13 protein-coding genes are annotated in these 15684 nt (G+C 68.8%); 5 read left to right on the top strand and 8 right to left on the bottom strand.

From position 1 onward, the window contains the following. Positions 1 to 17: 17 nt before the first annotated feature. Positions 18 to 440 (top strand): Hsp20/alpha crystallin family protein, encoded by a 423-nt coding sequence (locus tag KIT89_RS11910; RefSeq protein ID WP_297601927.1) that lies wholly within the window; start codon positions 18 to 20, stop codon positions 438 to 440. Here KIT89_RS11910 and KIT89_RS11905 read toward each other — a convergent pair. Together KIT89_RS11905 and KIT89_RS11900 are read right to left on the bottom strand one after the other, a co-directional pair. Further along, a complete protein-coding gene (locus KIT89_RS11905; protein ID WP_297601925.1) occupies positions 437 to 2365 on the bottom strand; it encodes a heavy metal translocating P-type ATPase in 1929 nt (642 codons plus the stop codon). The two genes, KIT89_RS11910 and KIT89_RS11905, sit on opposite strands and share 4 nt — an antisense overlap. Before the next feature lie 365 nt (positions 2366 to 2730). Further along, on the bottom strand, positions 2731 to 3948 hold the full coding sequence (locus tag KIT89_RS11900; protein ID WP_297601924.1) for an NADP-dependent isocitrate dehydrogenase: 1218 nt from the start codon (positions 3946 to 3948) through the stop codon (positions 2731 to 2733). Positions 3949 to 4069: 121 nt separating this feature from the next. On the opposite strand from KIT89_RS11900, the gene KIT89_RS11895 reads away from it, so the two are divergent. The 4 genes from KIT89_RS11895 (at position 4070) to KIT89_RS11880 (ending at position 6977) form a co-directional block, all read left to right on the top strand. Next, positions 4070 to 4522: a GNAT family N-acetyltransferase gene (locus KIT89_RS11895; protein WP_297601923.1), complete on the top strand. Its 453-nt coding sequence runs from the start codon at positions 4070 to 4072 to the stop codon at positions 4520 to 4522. A gap of 16 nt (positions 4523 to 4538) precedes the next feature. Next, positions 4539 to 4925 carry an MGMT family protein gene (locus tag KIT89_RS11890; protein ID WP_297601922.1) on the top strand — a complete coding sequence of 129 codons (387 nt, stop codon included), beginning with the start codon at positions 4539 to 4541 and terminating at the stop codon, positions 4923 to 4925. Positions 4926 to 4998: 73 nt separating this feature from the next. Beyond that, complete coding sequence (locus KIT89_RS11885) at positions 4999 to 5448, top strand: DUF4282 domain-containing protein (protein WP_297601920.1); 450 nt, start codon at positions 4999 to 5001, stop codon at positions 5446 to 5448. 83 nt (positions 5449 to 5531) lie between these two features. Beyond that, a complete protein-coding gene (locus tag KIT89_RS11880) occupies positions 5532 to 6977 on the top strand; it encodes an alpha-amylase family protein (protein WP_297601918.1) in 1446 nt (481 codons plus the stop codon). Positions 6978 to 6983: 6 nt separating this feature from the next. Here the strand turns inward: KIT89_RS11880 and chrA are convergent, their stop codons facing one another. The 6 genes from chrA to purN form a co-directional block, all read right to left on the bottom strand. Next, positions 6984 to 8147, bottom strand: a complete 1164-nt coding sequence (gene chrA / locus KIT89_RS11875; RefSeq protein WP_367275891.1) for a chromate efflux transporter — start codon at positions 8145 to 8147, stop codon at positions 6984 to 6986. Between the two features lie 199 nt (positions 8148 to 8346). Continuing rightward, positions 8347 to 10155, bottom strand: a complete 1809-nt coding sequence (locus KIT89_RS11870; protein WP_297601914.1) for an ABC transporter ATP-binding protein — start codon at positions 10153 to 10155, stop codon at positions 8347 to 8349. Further along, positions 10152 to 11993 (bottom strand): ABC transporter ATP-binding protein, encoded by a 1842-nt coding sequence (locus tag KIT89_RS11865; RefSeq protein ID WP_297603964.1) that lies wholly within the window; start codon positions 11991 to 11993, stop codon positions 10152 to 10154. Before KIT89_RS11865 ends, KIT89_RS11870 begins: the two co-directional genes overlap by 4 nt. Before the next feature lie 261 nt (positions 11994 to 12254). Next, positions 12255 to 13448 (bottom strand): dimethylargininase, encoded by a 1194-nt coding sequence (gene ddaH, locus KIT89_RS11860; protein ID WP_297601912.1) that lies wholly within the window; start codon positions 13446 to 13448, stop codon positions 12255 to 12257. A gap of 22 nt (positions 13449 to 13470) precedes the next feature. Next, entirely contained in the window at positions 13471 to 15066 is a 1596-nt protein-coding gene (gene purH, locus KIT89_RS11855; protein WP_297601910.1) for a bifunctional phosphoribosylaminoimidazolecarboxamide formyltransferase/IMP cyclohydrolase, read from the bottom strand. Between the two features lie 18 nt (positions 15067 to 15084). Beyond that, positions 15085 to 15678 (bottom strand): phosphoribosylglycinamide formyltransferase, encoded by a 594-nt coding sequence (purN, locus tag KIT89_RS11850; RefSeq protein WP_297601908.1) that lies wholly within the window; start codon positions 15676 to 15678, stop codon positions 15085 to 15087. Between the last annotated feature and the right edge of the window lie 6 nt (positions 15679 to 15684).

The raw sequence follows: 15684 nt of genomic DNA, 5'->3' as shown, positions 1-15684 counted from the left end.
AAAGGAGACCGACAACGATGAGCATGATCTTCGACCCGTTCCGCGAGCTCGACCGCGTCGCCGCGAACCTGCTCGACCGCCGCGAGAACCCGCGCGTGATGCCGATGGATCTCTACCGCGACGGCGACCACTACGTGCTGACCGCCGACCTGCCCGGCATCGACCCCGGTTCGGTCGACGTCGATGTCGACGGCCAGCTGCTGACGATCCGTGCCGAGCGCACCGCGCGCTCGCACGAGGGCGTGCAGTGGCTCGCACGCGAGCGCGCAGCGGGCGCCTTCTTGCGCCAGCTGACCCTCGGCAAAGACATCGACACCGAGCAGATCTCGGCGCACTACGAGAACGGAGTGCTCAGCGTCATGATCCCCGTGCTCGAGAAGGCGAAGCCGCGCAAGATCGAGGTGGCCACGAGCGGAGACCGCCAGGAGGTCTCGGCCTAGACCGCCACCCCAGCACCATCTGTCGGCCCCGAACTCGCAGGTTCGGGGCCGACGGCGTTCTCGGCACGAGCTCGAGTGTCGAGCCCCGGCACGGGCGCGTCGCCCGCGCGCACCGCTCGCAGCGCACCCACGATGGCGATGAGGTCGACAACTTCTTGCAGGGCCGCCCCGACGATGGCGGGCAGCAGGCCCACGGCCGCGATGAGCATGAGCCCGACAGAGATCGCGATGCCGAGCCAGATGCTCTGCAGGGCGATGCGCACCGTGCGCTGCCCGATCGCGACCGAGCGCGCGACGCGCGAGATGTCGTCGAGCAGAATCACGACGTCTGCCGACTCGCTCGCCGCCGTCGAGCCCTTTGCCCCCATGGCGATGCCGACATCGGCGACGGCGAGCACCGGCGCGTCGTTGACGCCGTCGCCGACCATGATGACCGGGCGAGGCCGCGCATGCTGCACGATGCGCACCTTGTCGCCTGGCAGGCACTCTGCGTGCACCTCGCTGATGCCGAGTCGGGCCGCGATCGGCGCCGCGGTCGCCTCGACATCACCGGTGACCAGCAGCACGCGCTCGACTCCGAGCTCGCGCAGCGCCGCGAGAGTGTCGGCCGCATCGTCGCGCACCTCGTCTCGCAGCACGAGCACGCCCGCGAATCGGCCATCCACCGCCGCGTAGACCACGGCCTCGCCGCTCTCGATCGGCCGAATCGTGAGGTCGGGCGCGTGCTCAGCGACGAAAGCAGGCTTGCCGACGACGACGCGGCGACCCTCGACGGTCGCGGCGACTCCGAATGTGGCCGCTTCGCTCGCGTCGGTCGACGGGCTGAGGGTCAGGCCTCGGTCGACCGCCGACTGCGTGATCGACAGGGCGAGCACGTGCGACGAGTACTGCTCGATCGAGCCGACCAGGCGCAGCAGCTCATCGGTGTCGACGCCCGGCTCAGGGTGCACGCCGACAACCTCGGGTCGGCCCGCGGTGAGGGTTCCGGTCTTGTCGAACGCCACGGTTCGTGCTCGAGCGAGCTTCTCGAGCGATCCGGCGTTCTTCATGACGATGCCGCGCTTGGCGGCGCTGCTCATGCCTCCCATGAAGGCCACCGGCGCTGCGATGAGCAGAGGGCACGGTGTGGCGACGACGAGCACCTCGGCGAACCGCACGGGGTCGCCGCTCAGGGCCCACGCGAGCGCGGCGATGGCCAGCGACACCGCGGTGAACGGCAGGGCATAGCGATCGGCGAGCCGCACGAGCGGCGCCTTGCTGCTGGCCGCCTCCCGCACGAGTTCGACGATGCGCTGGTACTGCGAATCTGCGGCGAGGGCCGTCGCGATCACGGTGACGGCACTTGAGCCGTTGACCGATCCGCTCAGCACCGGGTCTCCGGCCACCTTGTCGACGGGCAGGCTCTCGCCCGTCAGCGACGACTCGTCGAAGCTTGCGTTCGCACTCACCAGTGCCGCGTCGACCGCGACGATCTCTGACGGTCGCACCAGCAGCTGGTCGCCGACGCGAACATCGGCTGCGGGTATGTCGACGACTGTGCCATCTGGGTCGACGCGGTGCGCTCGCTGCGGCACGCGATCGAGCAGTGCGCGCAGCTCGCGCTGCGCCCGACCCGCCGCTGCGACCTCGAGCGCCTCGCCCCCGGTGAGCATGAGCACGATGATGAGACTCGCCCAGTACTCCCCCACGACGACGGTGCTGACGATCGCGATCACTGCCAGCACGTCGAGGCCGAACTGCCGCGCGAGCAGCCCGCGAATCATGTGCACGGCTTCAAGCGCCGCGATGGCCAGGGCGTAGATCGAGATGAGCCATCGAGCGGCGGGTTCGCCGACGGTCGCGACGAGCACCCCGGCCACGACGCCGACCACGAGGGTGAGCGCCACGAGCGGAAACCGCCGGGTGAGCGCGAGCAGTCGAGTCACAGCGTCAGGTCTATCGCGCCGCTCGCTCTTCCGCCAGGGCCGAAAGGGCTTCTCTGCCGCGGGCACCGTCGTTCAGCCCGGTGGCGAGTTCGGCAGCGGTGATCGTGTCAGCAGGTGCAGCGCTGATCGCTCGGCACTCCCTCGAGCGCCTGCGCGATGTGCTGGCCGCATCCCGACCAGGTGATCTTTCCGCACGCGGAGCATCGGGCAGGTGAGCACATGGGCGAGCCTTTCGTTCGGTGCGCGGATACGCGCGGGTCAATAATACCCCTGGGGGTATATGCGTGCAAGTGGCCGACGAGAGACAGCGAAACGACGGATGCCCGAGGCACGCAGCCCCGGGCATCCACTCGTTCGATCAGTGACTACGAGCCAAGACGCTGCTGCAGGTTCTCGTCGAGCGCCGCCAAGAAGTCTTCTGTCGTCAGGTAGGCCTGGTCGTCGCTCACCAGAATCGCGAGGTCTTTCGTCATCTTGCCGCTCTCGACCGTCGTGATCACGACGTCTTCGAGCGTCTCGGCGAAGGTGATGAGGGCCTGGTTGCCGTCGAGCTTGCCGCGGTGCATGAGCCCGCGAGTCCACGCGAAGATCGAGGCGATCGGGTTGGTCGACGTCGGCTTGCCCTGCTGGTGCTGGCGGTAGTGGCGCGTGACCGTGCCGTGAGCGGCCTCGGCCTCGACAATCTTGCCGTCGGGGGTCGTGAGCACGCTCGTCATGAGGCCGAGCGAGCCGAAGCCCTGCGCCACCGTGTCGCTCTGCACGTCGCCGTCGTAGTTCTTGCACGCCCAGACATAGCCGCCCTCCCACTTCATGGCCGAGGCGACCATGTCATCGATCAGGCGGTGCTCGTAGGTGATGCCCGCGGCGTCGAACTGGGCCTTGAACTCGGTGTCGAAGATCTCTTGGAAGATGTCTTTGAAGCGGCCGTCGTAGGCCTTCAGAATCGTGTTCTTGGTCGACAGGTAGACGGGGTAGCCGCGCGCGAGGCCGTAGTTGAGTGAGGCCCGCGCGAAGTCGGCGATCGAGGCGTCGAGGTTGTACTGCACCTGAGCGATGCCGTCGCCCGGCGACTGGAAGACCTCGAACTTCTGCGGCTCGCCTCCGTCTTTCGGTGTGAACTCGACCGTGAGCGTGCCCTCGCCCTTGAAGAGAAAGTCGGTGGCACGGTATTGGTCGCCGAAAGCGTGGCGGCCGATGATGATCGGCTTGTTCCAGCCCGGCACGAGGCGGGGAATGTTCGAGATGATGATCGGCTCGCGGAAGATGACCCCGCCCAGAATGTTGCGGATGGTGCCGTTCGGGCTGCGCCACATCTTCTTGAGGCCGAACTCTTCGACACGCGCCTCGTCAGGAGTGATCGTGGCGCACTTGACGCCGACGCCGTGCTTCTGAATCGCGTGCGCCGCGTCGATCGTCACCTGGTCGTCGGTGGCGTCACGGTGCTCGATGCCGAGGTCGTAGTACTCGAGCGTCAGGTCGAGGTAGGGGTGAATCAGACGGTCTTTGATGAACTGCCAGATGATGCGCGTCATCTCGTCGCCGTCGAGTTCGACGACGGTTCCTTCGACCTTGATCTTCTCCACGTGCGATTCCTTCCCTCGAGTACTGCGGTTCAGCGTTTCAGCCTATCGTTTCCGGGCGGTATCTCGACATCAAGATATATCGACGGCCCCGGGGCTCGGCGGTTCCGTCTACCCTGGGGTCATGGGTGATTTGAGACTGGAAGAGTTGTCGGCGAAGACCATCGTGGCGGCGAACGGTCTCACCCTCCGGCCGGGGCAAGAGCAGTTCGTGACTCCGGTCTCGTATGCCGAAGCCGACGCCTATGTGAACCCGACCACGACGTGGGCGCGCGTCGTGCTCGACGGCGACGACGTCGTCGGCTTCGTGCGCGGCAACTTCGACCCCGACCACCCGCGCGAAGAGTTTCGCAGCTGCATCTGGCGCATCAACGTCGACGCGAGCGTGCAGGGTCGAGGCATCGGCAAGTTCGCCGCCCACGCCCTCGCCGACGAAGCACGCGCGCGCGGCTTCTCGACAGTGACCGTCATCTGGGAGACGGGCGATGACGGCCCAGGCGAGTTCTTCCGCCGCATCGGCTTCGTCGAGATCGGCGAGACCGAGTACGGCGAGAAGATCGGCGCCCTCACCATCTGATCGGGGCCGTCGACGGATGCCCTCCGCGAGCGCTGCGCCCGACGACTCGCTCGACCGCACCGCCCTCGACTTCGGCGCCGCGGTGCTGCTCGTCGTCGACCGCATTCCGACGGGTCGCGTCATGACCTACGGCGACGTCGCCGCCGAGCTCGGGTCGCGCGGTGCCCGCGCGGTCGGGCGGGTCATGGCGATGGAGGGGTCGAGCGTCTGCTGGTGGCGGGTCGTGCGGGCTGACGGGCGGCCGCCTGCCGGCCACGAGCGAGCGGCACTCGAGCACTACCTCGCCGAGGGCACGCCGGTGCGCTCGGGCACGAGCGGCGAGCTCGACTATCGGCTCGACCTCGCCGCGGCGCGCTGGGCGCCGTGGCGCGACGACGACCCGCCCACGCGCACGTCGTCATAGCGTTCGACGGTCTGCGGCGATACCGTGGCCCCAGACGGCGTGCGCCGTGCATCCTGACCCTCCGGAGGTTCTCGTGACCGACTCGCCCACCACCCCCGCGAACGCGCGCAAGCCGAAGACTGCTGCGGCAGCCCCCACGCCGGCGTCGCCCCCCGCGGCCACCCCGGCCGAGCAGACGCTGTCGCTCGACGTCAGCGCTGTTCCGGGCTTCTTCAAGGCGCTCGTCGACTTCAGGTTCACGACCTTCATCACCCGTCGCATCGCCGGATTCATCTACGGCATTCTGCTCATCAGCATTCTGCTGGCAGGGCTCGTGACGTTCTTCAGCGTGGTCGTGATGGGCGTCGGGCTCATGACGGGGCCGGTCAACGCGCAACCCATCTCGGGCATTCTCACGATTCTCGGGGCTCTCGTGCTCGTGCCGATCGCCACCCTCGTCGCGATCGTGCTCGCGCGCATGCTCGTCGAGGTCAACGTGGCGCTCGTCGCGATCGCCGAGAACACCGCGGGGCTGCGCAAGTAGTCGTTGCCGCGGCCTCAGCGCCGCGCCGATGTACAGTATCTGCAAGCGCTTGCAGATCGTGAGCGCGAACGAGGGGGTTCGCGATGCACCGCGCACTGCTCGCCGCGACCGCGGCCGCCGCGCTGCTCATCACCGCAGGCTGCACCACCACGGCCGCGCCGCCCGAGCCGGCCGGTTCACGCGACGCGGGCATCCTGCTCTTTCAATGGACCTGGCCCGCCATTGAAGCCGAATGCCCCGCACTCGGTGAGATCGGCATCGATTGGGTGCTCACGAGCCCACCCCAAGAGCACGTCGTGCGCGACGAGTGGTGGGTGCACTATCAGCCCGTGAGCTACCAGCTCGAGTCGCGGCTCGGCACACGAGACGAATTCGCCGCCATGGTCGCGACCTGCGCCGAGCACGACGTCGACATCGTCGCCGACGCCGTCATCAACCACATGACCGGGCTCGGAACACCCGGCGTGGGATGGGCCGGCAGCGCCTTCGAGCACTACGACTACCCCGGCATCTGGGGGCCAGACGACTTTCACCAGTGCACCGAGTCGCCCACCGGCGACATCATCGACTATCGCGACGAGGCCGAGGTGCAGAACTGCGAGCTCGTGAACCTCGCCGACCTGCGCACGGGCGAGACCCACGTGCGCGAACGACTTCGGGCCTACCTCGACGATCTGCTCTCGCTCGGAGTTGCAGGCTTTCGCATCGACGCCGCCAAGCACATGCCCGCCGCCGACATCGCCGCGATCGTCGCCGGGCTGCCCTCGGGCACGCGCATCTATCAAGAGGTCATCCGCGGCCAAGGCGAGCCCATCACCCCCGAGCAGTACCTCGGCAACGGGCACGTCTGGGAGTTCACCTCCGCCCGCACGATCACGAGCATGGTCGAGAGCGGCCGACTCAACCCTCGCGTGGTCTTCGGGCCCGAGGGCGGCTCAACACCCAGCGAGCAGTCGATCAGCTTCGTCGACAACCATGACACCGAGCGCAACGGCGAGACGCTCTCGTACGCCGACGGTGATCGCTATGCCCTCGGCCTCGCCTTCTTGCTCGCGCATCCCTACGGCACGCCGCAGCTCACGAGCGGCTACGCCTTCGTGGGTCGAGACGCGGGGCCGCGCCTCGACGACGCCGGAGCCGTGCTGCCCGCGACGTGCGAGGGCGCCTCGGCCGCCCCGCAGCCGCGCTACGACCCCGGAGCGTGGGTGTGCCCGCAGCGGTGGACCCTCGTGCAGGGCATGCTCGCCTTCCGCTCGGCGGTCGGCGATGCGCCGCTGACCGACGCCGTGACGTTCGACGATCGCGCGCTGCGAGCGGTCACCGGCTTCGGGCGCGGTGCCTACGGATTCGTCGCCTTCAATGCCGGCGCGACCAGCACCGAGGCCACCTTCGAGACCTCGCTCGCTGCCGGGCGCTACAGCGACGTGGTGTCGGGCGAGCTCATCGAGGTCGACGGGGCGGGGCGCTTCACGGCGACGGTGCCCGGCTACGGCGTCGTCGCGCTGCACGTCGGCGCCGTCGAGCGATAAGAACGCTCAGAACGCCGAGAGCAGCATGCCGCCGCCGGCGCCGATGATGACGATCGCCCACACCGGAACCCGCACCACGATGAGCAGCACCGTGCACACGACCGCGAGACCGATGGTCGAAACGTCGACGAGCGCGCTCGTCATGACGGGGTCGTAGAGCGCGGCGGCGAGAATGCCCACCACGGCCGCATTCGCCCCGCGCACGATCGCGCGCACCGACGGCCGAGACTGCAGCGCGCCCCAGAACGGCAGCACCCCCACCATGAGCAGCGAACCGGGCACGAAGATGGCGACGAGGGCGATCGCGGCGAGCAGCAGCCCTTCGGCGCCCGGCGCGATCGTCGCGCCCAGGTAGGCGGCGAAGGTGAAGAGCGGCCCCGGCACGGCCTGCGCGGCACCATAGCCGGCGAGAAACTGCTCGCTGCTGACCCAGCCGGGCCCGACGACCGCCGTCTCGAGCAGCGGCAGCACGACGTGCCCTCCCCCGAACACGAGCGCGCCCGCCCTGAAGAACGCGTCGGCCACCGCCACCGGCTGGCTCGGCGCGAGCACCGCCAGCACGGGCAGGCCGAGCAGCAGCACGGCGAAGACGGCGAGGCACGCCGCTCCCACGACACGTGAGATCGGGATGCTCAGCCGATCGCTCATCGATTCGACACCCGCACGGCACAGCACGAGGCCCGCCACGGCTCCGAGCGCGATCGCGGCGATCTGCGCCCAACCCGTGCCGACGAGCAGCACAGCGAGCGCCGCCCCGAGCGCGATGAGCCCACGACGCAGGTCAGGGGTCAGCGTGCGCGCCATGCCCCACACCGCGTGAGCCACGACCGCCACGGCCACCACCTTCAGGCCTGCGACGAGCCCTTGCGCGATCTGGCCGTCGAGCAATGGCGCGGCAAGCGCGGCGAGCACGAGCAGCACCGCGCTCGGCAGAGTGAAGGCGAGAAACGCCGCGAGCCCGCCGAGCACCCCCGCTCGGTGCACCCCGAGTGCGAAGCCGACCTGGCTCGACGCCGGCCCCGGCAAGAACTGCGCGAGGGCGACGAGCTCGCCGTACCCCTGCTCGGTGATCCACCGGCGCCGCAGCACGAGCCGCTCGCGAAAGTAGCCGAGGTGCGCCACCGGTCCGCCGAACGAGGTGAGGCCGAGCACCGTGAACTCGCGCAGCACCTCGAGTGGCGTGCCCTCGGGGCGGTGCGGCGGCGCCTCCGCACGCTCGGGCTCGGGCGCAGCATCCGTCGGCTGATCGCTCACGTGCCGAACCCTACCCGGCCGCCGTGAACGTGCGTCGCACCCGCCGGGGAGCACCTCTGCCGTTCCGGCGCGGGTGAGATGTTCCCGGGCAGGCGAGGCGCAGCGGGGCTAGGTGTCACACGAGCGACTCGCGCCAGGCGGCGTGCAGCTGGGCGAACTTGCCCGTGCCGGCGATGAGCTCAGCAGGCGTGCCGTCTTCGATGATGCGGCCGTGCTCCATGACCAGAACCCGGTCGGCGATCGCCACCGTCGAGAGTCGGTGGGCGATGATGACCGCAGTGCGATCGGCGAGCAGGGTCTGCAGGCCGAGCTGCACCAGGCGCTCGCTCGGAATGTCGAGCGACGCCGTCGCCTCGTCGAGAATCAGCACGACCGGGTCGGCGAGAAACGCCCGAGCGAACGAGATCAGCTGACGCTGCCCCGCCGAGACGCGTCCACCGCGCTTGTTGACGTCGGTGTCGTAGCCGTTCGGCAGCGACTCGATGAAGTCGTGGGCTCCGACGGCCTTCGCCGCGGCGATGATCTCGTCGCGGCTCGCCTCGGGGTTGCCGAGCGCGATGTTGTCGGCGACCGTGCCCGAGAACAGGTAGGCCTCTTGCGTCACCATGACGATCGCGCGCCGCAGATCTTTCGGGTGCAGCTTGCGCAGGTCGACGCCGTCGAGCGTCACGGCACCCTCGGTGGGGTCGTAGAAGCGCGCGATGAGCTTCGCGAGCGTCGATTTTCCGGCGCCGGTCGTGCCGACGAGCGCGATCGTCTGCCCGGCGGGAATGGTGAGCTCGAGCTCGGGCAGCACGACGGCCTCGTCGTTGTACGAGAAGCGCACCTGGTCGAAGTGCACGGTGCCGCGCGCCTTCCACAGGTCGATCGGCGTCGTCGGGTCGGGCACGCCCGGCTTCTCCTCCAGCACGCCCGAGATCTTCTCGAGCGCGGCAGCGGCCGACTGGTATGAGTTGTAGAACATCGCCATCTCTTCGGCCGGGTCGAAGAACCGGCGCGTGTAGAGCACGATGGCGAGCAGCGAGCCGACCAGCAACGCCCCGTCGACGACACGGAAAGCGCCGACGACGAGCACCGCCGCGACCGTGACGTTGCCGATGAGCACAAGGCCCGGGTCAAAGATGCCGAACAGCCGAATCACGCGGGCGTTCGCATCTCTGTAGTCTTCGACGTGGTCGGCGAACTGGCGTTCGTTGCGGGGCTCTTTGCGGAACGCCTTGACGGCACGGATGCCCGTCATGGTCTCGACGAAGTGCACGATCAGGCGGGCCGAGGCCACGCGCGTCTGCCGGAAGAGTTTCTGCGAGCGCACCTGGAACCAGCGCGTGAGCACCAGCAGCGGAATGAGCGACACGGCGAGCACGATGCCCGACACGGGGTCGAGAATGACGAGTGCCGCCGCCGTGAACCCCATGTACAGGATGCCCGAGACGAGTTGCGTGAGCCCCGAGTCGAGCAGCTCACGAATCGAGTCGAGGTCGCTCGTCTGGCGCGCGATGATGCGGCCCGAGGTGTACGACTCGTGAAACTCGAGCGACAACCGCTGCGTGTGCAAGAAGACGCGCTTGCGCAGGTCGAGCAGAATCGCCTGGCTCAACCGAGCGCTGATCACCTGGAAGGCGGCAGCGAGTGAGGCACCAGCGATGCCCGTGAACACGTAGGCGCCCACGACGAGTGCGACCGGCATCCAGTCGTTCTGCTCGAGCAGCGCCGGCAGGCCGTTGTTGATGCCGAGCGCGATGAGCGCCGGGCCTGCGACCTGCAGGGCGATCGAGATGACGAGCACGACCATCGTGCCCGCGATGCGCCAGCGCAAGGGGCGCACGAGCGAACCCAGCAGCCGCAACGACCGGGCGCGAATCTGCTTCGACTCGGCGCGCGAGAAGTCATCGCGCTCTTCGCCTTCTACTCCTGTGACGCTCATCGGGTCACCTCGCCTTCGTTGTCGATGACTCTGCTCTCTCGGTCGATGGCGTCGCGCCGTCGGCCCTCTTGCTCGGCGAGCTTGAGCTCGCGGTCGACGCGCTCGGCAGTCGCGAGCTCTTCGTCTTCGAGCGACGACAGCACGTAGCGGTAGTGCTCGTTGCGCTTGAGCAGCTCGCTGTGAGTGCCCACGTCGGTGATGCGGCCCTCTTGCAGCAGCGCGACGCGGTCGGCCATCTGCACGGTCGAGGGGCGGTGAGCGACGATGAGACCCGTCGTCGTCGCGAGCACGCGCCGCAGCGCCGCCTCGACGAGGGCCTCGGTGTCGACATCGAGCGCACTGAGCGGGTCGTCGAGCACGAGCACGGCGGGGTTCGCCGCGACGGCGCGCGCGAGCGCGAGCCGCTGCCGCTGCCCACCCGAGAGGCTCAGCCCCTCTTCGCCGACGGTCGTGTCGACGCCGTCGGGCAGGCTGTGCACGAAGTCGGCCTGCGCGATGTCGAGCGCTTCGGCGAGCACTCGCTCTGCCTCGGCCGCCGCCTCGGGCGAGTCGCTGTCGGTGAGCTCGGGCCGGCCGAGCAGCACGTTGTCGCGCACGCTCGCCGAGAAGAGCGTCGCGTCTTCGAAGGCCATCGCGATGTGGCGGCGCAGCTCTTCGCGCGTGAGGTCGCGAATGTCGACGCCGTCGAGCAGCACCCGCCCCGAGGTCACGTCGTACAAGCGCGTGGCGAGCGCGGTCATCGTCGTCTTGCCGCTGCCCGTGATGCCGACGAGCGCCATGGTCTCGCCGGGTTCGAGGGTGAGGTCGATGCCGTTGAGGGTTCCGGGGGTGTCGGCAGCAGCATCCTGATACCTGAAGACCACGTTCTCGAACGTGAGCCGGCCGCTCGGCGAGGCGATCGTGCTCGGCGACTCGGGGTCGGTGATGGTGTTGATCTCGTCCATGACCTCGAAGAAGCGGTCGGTCGCCGTGCGCGCATCGAACGTCATCGAGAGCAGGAAGCCGATCGACTCGATCGGGAAGCGCAGCACTGTCGCGGTCGCGAAGAAGGCGAAGAGCTCGCCCACTGTGAGCTCACCGGCCGACGCGAGCGCGACGCCGCCGAGCAGGCACAGGGCGAACGCGACGTCGGGAATGAGCAGCAGCCAGAACCAGATGCCGGCGATCGCCTTGGCCTTCTCGATCTCGGTGCCGCGCAGCAGCTCAGCCTGGTCGGCGAACTTCAGCAGCGAGTGCTTGCCGCGCCCGAAGGCCTTCAAGACACGGATGCCGTGCACGCTCTCTTCGACCGCCGTGGCGAGGTCGCCCTGCTGGTCTTGCGCGCGGCGCGCGATGACCGAGTACTTGTTCTCGAACAGGTAGCCGTAGATCCAGAGCGGAATGCTCATGACGAGAAAGAGCAGTCCGAGCCAGAGGCTCCAGTTGATGAGCACCACGAAGCCGATCACGATCGTGATCGAGTTGACGATGAGCAGCACGAAGCCGAACGACAGCCAGCGGCGGATGAGGTTGAGGTCGCTCACCGCGCGGCTCAGCAGCTGGCCCGACTGCCAGCGGTCGTGGAAGGCGACCGGCAGGTCTTGCAACTGCGCGTAGAGGCCGTTGCGCATGCGGGCCTCGATGTGGGTGCCGGGGGTCAGCACGAACAGGCGGCGCAGCATGATGAACACGGCCTCGAGCACGCCGAGCACGAGCACGAGGATCGCCGCGGGCCAGATCTGGCCGGGGTCGCCCGTCGCGAGCGGACCGTCGACGAGGCCCTGCAGCACGATCGGGATGACGAGCGTGACGATGCCCGCGGCGAGCGCCGCGCCCATGCCCGCGTAGATCCACGGCATGGCCGGCTTGGCGTAGGGGTAGATGCGGGCGATGGCCCTGAAGGTGCTCAGTCGGGGCGCGCTGGGGGTGGTCGTCGACACAGTTGGTCCTCGAGGTGTCGCTGCGGCTCGTGGCCGCAGCGGTGTGCGGTGGATGCGGTGGCGTGGTGGTGGCGTGCTGTGGTGCGGCTCGCGGTCGGCGGGCAGCCCTCCAGACTATGCCTCAGGTCATACCTTTGTCGACGTGAGGCGCAATCGTGATTCGGGCGTTATCGAGAGCCCTCAGCGCACGAGCACGCTCAAGCACGTGACACAGCCTTCGAGCTTCTCGAACTCGCTGATGTCGACGGTCACGACGCGGTAGCCGAGCGACCTGATGAGCTCGGCACTTTCGGGCGCCGACGCCGCCATGAGCACGCGGTCGTCACCGAGCACGACCACGTGGCCGCCTTCGGGCTCGGGCATCGGCAAGAACGACCTCCACATCGACACGTCATCGACCGTCGAGGGATGCCCGACCACTGTTCCGTCGGGCAGCGCCGTCACCGCGCTCTTCAGGTGCAGCACTCTCGACACGGGCACCGCGACGACCTCTCGGCCCAGTCGGCCGGCGATCTCACGCAGCTGACGGATGCCCTCGGCGTTGGTGCGACCCCCGCGGCCGACGTAGATGGTGTCGGCGATCTGCAGCACGTCACCGCCGTCGAGCGTGCCAGGAGCGACGATGCGCTCGATGCGCAGCCCGAGCTCTCGGGCCGTCTGCTCGGCGGCATCGACCTCGGGCTTGCGCGAGTCTGCTCCTGGCCGCGTGACGACAGCGGTCGATCCGATGACGACGAGCACATCTTCGACGAACACCGAGTCGGGCAGCTCGTCGGCCGGAGGAACATCGACGATCGTGAAGCCCTCGGCGCGCAGCGTCTCGACATAGGCCTCCCACTGCTGATCGGCGAGGTCGGCGTCGACGGGCACGTGCTCTAGGTGAGTCACCTCGCCTTCGGCGAGACGTGCGGAGGGCATCCGCACGATCGCAATGCGCCGCGCCGGGCGGCTCGCCGCGCGCATGGTGATGACGCGACGCCCCACCGTCACGAGCGAGAGCACCGCGACGACCTGAAACAGCAGGTTGAAGCCGAAGACGCTCACCCACAAGTAGTCGATGAGCTCGCCCGAGATCGCGTTGCCCGAGGCGACGAGCGCGAGCAGCGCGCCCAGCCATGAGGCGACGAATGCAGCGAGCACGCCGACGAGCGCGGTGAGCAGTGGGTGCTCGAAGATGGGCGCCGTGCCGACGATCGTCAGAAACACGAACAGCAGCAGCGACGAGAACCCGAAGATGCCGTTGAGCTGCACCAGAACATCGAGCGTCGCGCCGTTGATCGCCGAGTAGAGCACGATCGTCACGAGGTGCGTGACGAGGGCGACCGCGAACGCGGCGAGGGCAGAGTCGAGCAGGCGGCGAGCGAGGGGGGTCATGCTGACAACGCTACTGCGCGAGCTAGTGGAAGAAGTGCCGCTCGCCCGTGAGGTACATGGTCACGCCGGCTGCGTGCGCCGCCGCGATGACCTCGTCGTCGCGCACCGAGCCGCCGGGCTGCACGACGGCCGCGACGCCCGCGTCGATGAGCACCTGCAGACCGTCGGCGAAGGGGAAGAACGCGTCAGACGCGGCGACCGAGCCGCGAGCCCGGTCACCGGCGCGCGATACGGCGAGGTGGCATGAGTCGACGCGGTTGACCTGCCCCATGCCCACGCCGACGGATGCTCCGCCCGAGGCCAGCAGAATCGCATTCGACTTGACGGCGCGGCACGCGCGCCAGGCGAATTCGAGGTCGGCGAGATGCTCGGCCGACGCCGGAGACCCGGAGACGAGGCTCCACGAGGCCGCTGCCGCAAACGTGCGGTCGGCGCTCTGTCGCAGCCACCCGCCGCTCACCTGCCGCAGCTCGACGTCGGGTAGCGTGAAGCCCGCGGGCAGCTCGAGCAGCCGGATGTTCTTCTTCTCACGCAGCACGTCGAGTGCCTCGGGCTCGAAGCCCGGCGCGACGACAACCTCGGTAAAGATGGGCGCGATCGATTCGGCTGCCTCGCGCGTGATGACGCGGTTGGCGGCGATCACTCCCCCGAATGCCGAGACGGGGTCGCAGGCGTGGGCTGCGGCATGGGCGGCGGCGATCGACGAGCCGACGGCGATACCGCAGGGGTTGGCGTGCTTGATGATCGCGACGGCGGGCTGAGACTGGTCGTAGGCCGCCCGCACGGCGGCGTCAGCGTCGACGAAGTTGTTGTACGACATCTCTTTGCCGTGCAGCTGCGTCGCCTGGGCGATGCCGTGCGAGCCGTCGGCGCGGTAGAGGGCGGCGCGCTGGTGGCTGTTCTCGCCATAGCGCAGCACCTGCTGCAGGCTCGCCCTCACATCAATCGTCGACGGGCTGCCGTCGGCGGCGGGGTGATCGCCGCGCACGCCGAGGTTGTCGGCGAACCAGCCTGCAACCGCGGTGTCGTAGGCGGCCGTGTGCGCGAAGGCTTTCGCGGCGAATCGCTGCCTCTGCAGAAGGGTGGTGCCGCCCAGCGTGATCGCCTTGGTCACCAGACGATAATCGGCGGGGTCGACAATGATGGCGACATTCGCGTGGTTCTTGGCGGCGGCGCGCACCATCGCGGGCCCACCGATGTCGATCTGCTCGACCACTGCGTCACCCTGCGCCCCCGACGCGACGGTCTCGACGAAGGGATAGAGGTTGACGATGACGAGGTCGAACGGGGCCACCCCGAGCTCGGCGAGCTGGGCCTCGTGCGCTTCGAGCCGCAGGTCGGCGAGAATGCCGGCGTGCACGCTCGGGTGCAGCGTCTTGACGCGCCCGTCGAGCGTCTCGGCGAAGCCCGTCACCTGCGCCACTTCGGTCACCGGATGCCCTGCCGCCGCGATAGTCGCCGCCGTCGAACCGGTCGACACCATCTCGACACCGGCCGCGGCGAGCGTCGCCGCGAGCTCGAGCAGGCCGGTCTTGTCGCTGACGCTCACGAGTGCGCGACGCACAGCAATCGCGTCGCGGTCGCGGTACAGGGCGGGGTCGTGGGCGGGTCCGGCCATCGGTGTCTCCAGTGATCGTCAGTGGGTGGATGCTGCGCCGAGCTCGATCGACCCGTCAGCGATGCCGCGAACGACGTCGATGAGCAGGCGCCGCTCGACAGGCTTGATGCGCTCGTGCAGGCGGTCTTCGGTGTCGTCGGGCAACACGGGCACTCGTTCTTGTGCGAGCACGGGGCCCGTGTCGACCCCGGAGTCGACAACGATGACGCTCGCCCCTGTCTGCGTGACCCCTGCGGCGAGCGCGTCGCGCACGCCGTGGGCGCCGGGAAACTCGGGCAAGTAGGCGGGGTGAGTGTTGATCAGGCGGGGGGCGAGTGCGTCGACGACGACGGGCGGCAGAATGCGCATGAGCCCGCTCAGCACGACGAGGTCGGGCTGCCACTCGGTGATCGACGCGAGCATCTCGGCACCCCACTCGTCGCGCGACGAGTATGACGTGAAGGGCACCGTGAACGACGGAATGCCGAACACTTCGGCGTGCGCGAGCCCCTCTGCGTCGCGGTCGGCTCCGACCGCGACGACGTGCGCGGGGTACTCAGGGTCACGGCACTGCTCGAGAAGAGCGCGCAGGTTCGACCCGCCGCCCGAGATCAGCACGACGACCCTCAGCACGCGCCC

Source organism: Microcella sp., from assembly GCF_025808395.1.
Lineage (GTDB): Bacteria > Actinomycetota > Actinomycetes > Actinomycetales > Microbacteriaceae > Microcella.
The sequence above is the reverse complement of the archived record's forward strand: the minus strand, read 5'-3'. Positions and strand labels throughout refer to the sequence as shown.

Coding starts and splice junctions, on each gene's coding strand:
- KIT89_RS11910 (WP_297601927.1), top strand. CDS start 18: ATGAGCATGATCTTCGACCCGTTCCGCGAGCTCGACCGCGTCGCCGCG.
- KIT89_RS11880 (WP_297601918.1), top strand. CDS start 5,532: ATGCACCGCGCACTGCTCGCCGCGACCGCGGCCGCCGCGCTGCTCATC.
- KIT89_RS11870 (WP_297601914.1), bottom strand. CDS start 10,155: ATGAGCGTCACAGGAGTAGAAGGCGAAGAGCGCGATGACTTCTCGCGC.
- purH (WP_297601910.1), bottom strand. CDS start 15,066: ATGGCCGGACCCGCCCACGACCCCGCCCTGTACCGCGACCGCGACGCG.
- KIT89_RS11895 (WP_297601923.1), top strand. CDS start 4,070: ATGGGTGATTTGAGACTGGAAGAGTTGTCGGCGAAGACCATCGTGGCG.
- KIT89_RS11890 (WP_297601922.1), top strand. CDS start 4,539: ATGCCCTCCGCGAGCGCTGCGCCCGACGACTCGCTCGACCGCACCGCC.
- KIT89_RS11865 (WP_297603964.1), bottom strand. CDS start 11,993: ATGCCGTGGATCTACGCGGGCATGGGCGCGGCGCTCGCCGCGGGCATC.
- ddaH (WP_297601912.1), bottom strand. CDS start 13,448: ATGACCCCCCTCGCTCGCCGCCTGCTCGACTCTGCCCTCGCCGCGTTC.